Annotated in this window: 6 protein-coding genes; 1 reads left to right on the forward strand and 5 read right to left on the reverse strand. The window is 63.8% G+C overall.

Going from position 1 to position 6,919, the window contains the following annotated elements:
- The 3 genes from ACT3T5_RS19340 to ACT3T5_RS19350 form a co-directional block, all read right to left on the reverse strand.
- Positions 1-437 (reverse strand): AAA family ATPase (locus ACT3T5_RS19340; protein WP_444595306.1); only part of this gene is annotated, 437 nt, incomplete at its 3' end.
- The gene (locus ACT3T5_RS19345; protein WP_444595307.1) at positions 438-1,832 is read right to left on the reverse strand and encodes a Mu transposase C-terminal domain-containing protein; all 1,395 of its coding nucleotides are present in this window, start codon (positions 1,830-1,832) and stop codon (positions 438-440) included. It lies immediately after the preceding gene.
- Position 1,833: 1 nt separating this feature from the next.
- Positions 1,834-2,433, reverse strand: coding sequence for a recombinase family protein (locus ACT3T5_RS19350; RefSeq protein ID WP_444595308.1), 600 nt, complete (start codon positions 2,431-2,433; stop codon positions 1,834-1,836).
- A 215-nt stretch (positions 2,434-2,648) separates the two neighbouring features.
- On the opposite strand from ACT3T5_RS19350, the gene ACT3T5_RS19355 reads away from it, so the two are divergent.
- The gene (locus ACT3T5_RS19355; RefSeq protein WP_443416300.1) at positions 2,649-3,194 is read left to right on the forward strand and encodes a lysostaphin resistance A-like protein; all 546 of its coding nucleotides are present in this window, start codon (positions 2,649-2,651) and stop codon (positions 3,192-3,194) included.
- A gap of 176 nt (positions 3,195-3,370) precedes the next feature.
- Here the strand turns inward: ACT3T5_RS19355 and ACT3T5_RS19360 are convergent, their stop codons facing one another.
- Both ACT3T5_RS19360 and ACT3T5_RS19365 read right to left on the reverse strand, forming a co-directional pair.
- Positions 3,371-3,574, reverse strand: coding sequence for a hypothetical protein (locus ACT3T5_RS19360; protein WP_444595309.1), 204 nt, complete (start codon positions 3,572-3,574; stop codon positions 3,371-3,373).
- 234 nt (positions 3,575-3,808) lie between these two features.
- Positions 3,809-5,263 carry a heparan-alpha-glucosaminide N-acetyltransferase domain-containing protein gene (locus tag ACT3T5_RS19365; RefSeq protein ID WP_444595310.1) on the reverse strand — a complete coding sequence of 485 codons (1,455 nt, stop codon included), beginning with the start codon at positions 5,261-5,263 and terminating at the stop codon, positions 3,809-3,811.
- Positions 5,264-6,919 lie beyond the last annotated feature (1,656 nt).

Below are 6,919 nucleotides of genomic sequence, written 5' to 3' on the forward strand. Positions count from 1 at the left end.
AGTTCGAGCGCGGTGGGCGTGAGTCGTTCGGCCTCATCAATGATGATCAGTTCGGTGAAGTCAATGGTCCAGGGCACTTCACGGGTTGTGATCTTCCCGTTCGCGCGGAGGTGTTCGTAGATCAGTATTCCGACTTTGCCACGGTAGAACTCGATGTCGCGCATGAGATCGCGGTGCTTGGGGAGGACTTCTGGGGTGTAGAACACGGTGCGGGAGCGATTGGCGGCAGCGTAGTGCTTCAGGTCGGTGTCGCTGCGTGGTCCCCAGTCGTGAATGAAGGGTTCGAGGGTGCCCCAGTGCGCGTACCGGCGCGCGGACTGGGTCTTGCCGACGCCGGCTTCGCCGTGGCAGATACCGATGGTGACGTCCTTGCGGATGGCGCCTGCGAACTCGGAGAAGCGGCGGTGTTCTTTGGTGACGATGAAGTCGCGGTTCATCTACTCGTCCTCTTCGTAGGTCTTCAGACGCTTCCTGGGCCGCCGTGCGGGAGCGGGCGGCGTGGGCGGGTCGGTTGGGGGTCGTGGAGTTGTGGGGATTCGGTCGTTGATGTCCTTGCGGAGCTGCCGCCGGCGGGTCCTTCTGGCGGTCTCGATGTCGTGGAGGCTGTAGCGCTGATTGGGGTGGGCTTCGTCGATCGCGGTACACACGAAGGTGTCGTGGTCGTAGACGCGGATCTCGGACAGGTCGCGGGGGTCGTAGCGGATCGTGACCGTGCGTCCAACGAAAGAGGCGAGCGTGGGTGAGAGGTAGCGCTGTCCTTGGAAGTGGATACCGTCGCGCTGGACGGTGCGGTGTTTGGAGACCCTGAGGAGGAGGCCGTCGAGCTCCTCGAGGCTCTCGGGCATTCGCGGTAGCCATCCCTCCCCGATCCAGGCCATCTTCGGACTTGTACGGATTGCTGCGTGAGTGCGCTCGTTGTACTGGCCGACGAACTCCCCGAGGGCTCGGTCCAGACCAGTCAGCTCCAGGGTGGGTACGGCGTGAGGGTGGCCCGGGGTGAGGTGTCCGGGAAGGGTCGCGAGCACTTCGGTGTTGATGGTGTGGAAGAACCGTTCGATCTTGCCTCTGCCCTGCGGTCGGGCGACGGTGGAGTGGATGATGCGGATCTTCAACGCGATCGCGGTGTACTCGAGGTGGTGACTGGTGAAGTCACTTCCGTGGTCGACGTAGAGGACGTCCGGGATACCGCACATCGACCAGGCCGGGTCGCTCTTCGGCCAGATCGCTTGGCGCAGCGCCAGCGCGGTGTTCATCGCCGAGGGGGCGCCCTCGAAGACCATGTACCCGCAGATCGCCCGCGAGTAGTCGTCCATGACCGTCGTCAGCCAGGGCCTCGAAGGTCTCCCACTGGGATCCTTGATAAGGATGTTGAGTTCAGTGTGGTCGGCCTGCCACAAGGCATTGGGGCGCTCTGCGCGGTGGCGGAAGACGAGCTCGTGGCGGTCCCGGTAAGAGGCCGGCCCCTCGAGCGCGAGGGTCACCATGCCGGGATCCAGTGCCTGCACGATCGAACGCACCGTCGCGTAGCTCGGGGGCTTCTCGCCTGTTCTCGAGGCTTCGGCCGCTGCCAGGCGGTGCAAAGTCGCGATGCTCGGGCGCGGTTTGGTCAGTGCCAGGTGCTTCACGAAAGCCACGAGCTCCGGCGTAGTCCGCCGCGCGCCGGCGTCGGCGCGCGGTGTCCGCTCGAGAGCCTTGACACCGCCGACGCGGTAGGCGGCGTGCCAGCGTGAGAGCGTGCGCGTACCGATCCCGGTGTTGCGGGCCAGGCTCGCCAGCGGGATGCGGTCTTCGACGTGGAGCCGCAGGATCTCCCACTTCTGCGGCCCGTCCACGTCATGCCTGCTTCATCGCTGAGCGAGCAGCGGCGTCCCGTTGGTGGCGGTAGAGCGTCGCGCGCGACCATCCCACCAAGCGCGCTGCCTCCTCGGCAGTGCGTCCCTTCGCCCGCTCTTCCACGGCGATCGCGAGCTTGCGATCCACGACCTCGGGGTCCACGGGCGGACGACCGAACTTGGTGCCCTGGGCTCGGGCCGCTGCGATTCCGGCATTGACCCGCTCGGCGATCAGCTCCCGTTCGTACTCCGCGAGTGTCGCCAACATCCCGAGCATCAGCCGCCCCGACGAGGTCTCGGGGTCAATCCCGTCGGAGATCGACTGGATCTTCACGCCGCGGTCCCGTATGAGGTTCACGGTGTTAAGCACGTCGATGAGCGACCGGCCCAGTCGGTCGATCCGCCACACCACCACCGTGTCCTCGGGCTCCGCGTAGGCCAGAAGCTGCTTCACGCCTGGACGCTCTGCTGCGCTCTTCGCCCCGGACGTCACATCCGAGAACACATCCCGCTTCTGCACTCCGGCAGCAAGGAGGGCGTCGAGCTGCAGTGCCGGATCCTGCCCTGCCGTCGATACCCGCGTGTACCCCAGAAGCCTCATGAGCACATAGTGCCTCACAAACTACCCAAGCCGGAAGATCTGAGACGAAATGCGGTGCGACGACTTCTCGAGACACTCCGGACCAGCTATCGGCCCAGCTCGAGACGAGTCCGCCATTGCCTGGCCGCGTGTCTCATAAAACTGTCGCTTTCTGAGACTGCGAGCGAGCCCCGCGTTCAGCTCGATCAACGCACCGTCCTCGATAGGCTGTGCTCATGGCTGAGTTCGTCCTGTTCTGCATTCCAACCGTCGTGTATCTGGCCGTGCAGTCACGTGGCGAAGGCAGGAGCTTCCGTGCAGCCATGACTCGGGCGGGGGTCTCCTGGGGCTCTGCGTCCGCATATGGCTGGGCGACACTTCTGCTGCTTCCGCTCGTGCTGACGGGCTGGCTTGTGATTGTTCTTGTACCGGCAGATGTACTGGAGTTACCCGGGGTTTCGATCGCTCAGATGACCTCGATCGGGGCTGCAGTCGGCGTGGTCCTGCGTGCCGTCGGCGAAGAAGTCTTCTTCCGCGGATTGGTCAGCGGCGTTCTCTTCCGGAGGCTTGGCTTCGGCTGGGGCAACCTTATCCAAACGCTGATATTTCTGGTGCCCCACCTGACGCTATTGCTGATCGATGCGCGCTTGTGGCCTCTCATCCCGGTGCAGTTCGCTGCGGGATGGCTCCTGGGGTGGCTGCGGCACAAGACCGACTCTTTTGCGCCCGGCGCTGCCGCTCACACAATCGCGAACGTCGCCGCCGGCCTCCTTGCCGCCTGAGCGTTAGGCAATGCAGCAACGCGCTCGAATCGCCCCGACATGGACAACCTAGCTTCTCATCTAAGACAAGTTCACTGGCCGGTTGGCTGTCGCCCGCTTTCGACCTAAAGCCGAGCCAGTTCGACATGAGCCACGCCATTTATCACTGTCAGACCGGCGCCATTTAGTATCGGCTATCACACCCCGCCCGCGCGCAGTAGAACCGTGATCGTCAAAGCGGTCGTGGCGATGATGAGGAACAGTCCCACGAAGGGATTCTGAGGAACTAGCCCGACGCCGAGACGGATCACCGCGACTACGACCGCCCCGAGCACGATGGGTATCACGACGCGGCCCAGCCGCCGCGGGGCGCCGCCCCTGGAGCCATCTGTTTCGTTCATGCCCTAGACCCTACCCGGGACATGTCTCAAAACCCGGTTTTGGATCCCGCGGAACAGGGGAGATGCGCCGCAGGCGACCGTCCCGTTCGGGTATACCCAGTGCGACAGATCTGTCGCAAAAGTGCATTTTTGGACCCTATTGGGAACCGTAAAGAACCTGCTGGTAACTGTCCTGCTGGGGTGCCCCAGTTCGGGACGTCTCTCGCGATGCCGCGCGTGACACGTCTCTTCATGTCAATCTCGTTGGTGCGGGTCGGTGGCGGTGGTGGCTGTTTCTGTTCGGTGGTGTGGGGTGGGTTGGGGTGAGAGCCAGCGGGCGGATCGGGCGGTGAAGCGCTCGAGAGGGCCCCGGCCGAGGAACGCGGCCCATGTGGTGCAGGCGATGGCGAGGCCGAGGATGAGGAGTAGGCAAGCGGGGTTGCTGGTGAGGTAGCCGGCGGGTCCGGTGAGCGCGAGGATGACGAGGGCGTGGAGGGTGTAGGCGGTCAGGGGCATCGCGCCGATGGCGGACAGGGGCAGGAGCGCCCATCGCAGGGGGCGTGAGAGAAGTGTCGAGGCGCCGATGACGAACAGAGCGAGTCCGCCCGAGGTGAAGATCTCCAGCACGGACCCTGAGTGCGGGGTAGTGGATATCACTGAACTGATCAGCATCGGAAGGGGTGCCATGTCGGAGAGGCGCTCGGGGTACGTGCTCCAGTCGCCGCCGTAGTCGTCCCAATAGCTCGAGGATGAGCTACTTTCGTCGATCCAAGTTTCGTTGTAGTCCTGGGGTTCGCAGTACACGACGGGGTCATACGGCATTGCGGGGTAGCAGAGCAGTCCGGTTCCGTCGATTTCGTCGAAGGGCACCATCGGTACTTCGTCCTCGTACCCCGTGGAGCCTTTCGAGCTGGATTCCCACGAGCTGGAGTAGCCGGTGGAGCTCCACGAGGAGTAGTCCTGGTACTCCGGGAGCAGGACTCCTAGGGCTGTGCTGAGGGCGAGGCCGAGGAGGGTGCCGGTGATGGTGAGGGTCGCGCCGATCGCGGTGATCAGGCCTGCGGTGCGGGGGCGGGTCAGGGGGAGGCGTCCCAGGGCTATGCCGATCAGCATTAGCGGTGCCCAGGTCGTGAGCGGGTAGATCCCGACGATGAGGAGGTTGCTGCCGGCGCCGTAAGCACCCAGGGAGAGCGTCTCCAGGAGCGTGATCAGGACCGGACCGAACAGCGCGAGGGGGATTGCGCACAGGATGAGGCGTGAGGGTCGCAGGCGAAGAACGGGGATCGCTGCGACGTACAGGAGGCCGTAGAAGGTGAGGATCACGGCGATGCCCACGCCGAGGAGTTCGAGCGCGAGCCCGATCGAGAAGATCGCTGCCCCGCGGCCGACAAGAGCCAGCCGCAGGCGGGGCAGGTCCTCGGGCTCGGGGATGCGTTCGCGCCCAGTGAGCAAGGCGATGGAGATGCCGGCGAGGACGGCGAACAGGATCGAGGAGTTGCCGTGCACGATGTTCAGGTAGCTGAACGGGTCGCTCCAGGCGAAAGGAGGGAAGTCGCCGAGGTGGGCGGCGACCATACCGAGGATCGCGAGACCCCGGGCGATGTCTAGACCGTTTAGCCGCGGAGGGTTCACCAGGCGCGCGAGCCGCTGGCGAGGGCCGATCTTGAGGGACGCGGCCGGGGTGCTCGCGGGGGGAAGAAGTGAGGTCACCACCGGATAGTAAGCGGTTCCCAGCCTCCATGCAGTCTGACTACTGAAACTACTGGGCGGTGAGCTGTCAGTCGGGTTTAGCTGCTAGCGGTGGCGGGGACTTCGAACGGGAGAGACCCGTCTTTTGGCGCGGGTTGCGCACCGTCGAATGGAGTCACCGTTGACCACGGGGTGTCGCCATCTTGCTTGGTCAGGAAGAGAAGCAGATCTTCTTCAGCATCCAGAGGGTCACCGTTTGGGTAAGGGGCGCCGTCAGTGCATGTCTCCGGGGTGGAGGCGACCGCTTCCGTGTCTGCCAGGTCCCCTTTGAGAACCTGCAATACATCCACGTTGTGCACAGCGGCATCGATTCCGAACATGTTCGTCACCTCTGTAGAGGCACTTGATCGACCGATGATCACGGCATCTGCCTCGTCGAAAGCTACGTGGGGATCTGACAGGTCTGCCCACGAGACGCATGTTTCGGCCTCAACTCCACGATCGCGCTCACTCGCGCAACCAGACATCACAAAGAGCACGAGGGCTCCGGAAGCAACGAGCTTCGGGACGCGGCTGGCCATAACGGTCAGTATGCCCGGAATCCCGCAGCGGGCCCAGGCATCCTGGGCAGACCCAGTGAATCGTCTGTAAGTGTTCGTGGTGGCCGGCCCGAGGCTGGCCACCACGAACACAAACAGTGATTCAGCTGAGTGGTGCGGTGCTTCTGTCGAGCGCATCGCGGTCGGATCATGCCATGAAGCTGAGTCGACTGCTCTACAGCGCCAAGCATGCCCTCCGCACCGAGAAGGGTCGGGAGTTGGTCAGCCGCGAGACGTAGGCTTGCCTCGTCGCTCACCACGACGTGATGTCACCTGATAGTGAGGTAGTCCCAAGTGACCCACGTTCGCCCAAAGACGACCGCGCCCGCGACCGTCTCACTACTCATCGGAAACCAGGGTGATATGGCCGTGGCTAGCAAAAGGGTTGACAGTCGCATCGACGACGCGGCAATGCGTCCTGTTTCGCGCACACTGGCGATGCGCTACGGGGTGTCTCAGCGTAGGTCCGCCAGCGCTTGGTTGATCGGCGTTGGGGCGGTGCTGACGGGAGTGGTCTCGGTGGTCGGCGGAGCCGGAGTGCTTGGCATTTTCGGAGCGCTCTTGTGGGGGGCTGTCTTGGCGTTGGCGGATAGGCGTGCGCACCGGCCCGCAGCGCTCCTTGCATGGTCGTCACTCGCCATACTGGCTGCTTTTATCCTTCCCGTGGCACCTCAGCTTGGCGATTTGCTCGCAGATCCTCAGTGGATTCCAGTTCTACTTATCGCAGTTGCCTATTTGTACGGCGGCATAGTGCCCTTAGTGGTGACGCCAATAATTGTCTATCTTTGGTTTGCCCGCACGGGCAGAATGCGGTAATGGGGCTCGCTCTGCGAGATTGAGACCCATGGCGCAGTCTCTATCGCTCGAGGTGGCCGTGCCGGCCACCACGTCGAGCCCTCTGACTCGCCGGCCAGGGTCTTCGTAAGCGCCATGAGGATCAAGGCGACCCGCCGGAGGCAAGTGCTCCGGTGGGGTATACCTGTGGATTTGATCGGTAGATGGCGGCTCTCTACGCTCGCTTAGTGGCGGTTGCCGTGCCGAATCGCAGCCCCTGCATCAGGGCAGCCCAGAGAAGGGG

Source organism: Brachybacterium sp. AOP3-A1-3 (assembly GCF_052378285.1).
Lineage (GTDB): Bacteria > Actinomycetota > Actinomycetes > Actinomycetales > Dermabacteraceae > Brachybacterium.

Coding starts and splice junctions, on each gene's coding strand:
- ACT3T5_RS19350 (WP_444595308.1), bottom strand. CDS start 2,433: ATGAGGCTTCTGGGGTACACGCGGGTATCGACGGCAGGGCAGGATCCG.
- ACT3T5_RS19360 (WP_444595309.1), bottom strand. CDS start 3,574: ATGAACGAAACAGATGGCTCCAGGGGCGGCGCCCCGCGGCGGCTGGGC.
- ACT3T5_RS19355 (WP_443416300.1), top strand. CDS start 2,649: ATGGCTGAGTTCGTCCTGTTCTGCATTCCAACCGTCGTGTATCTGGCC.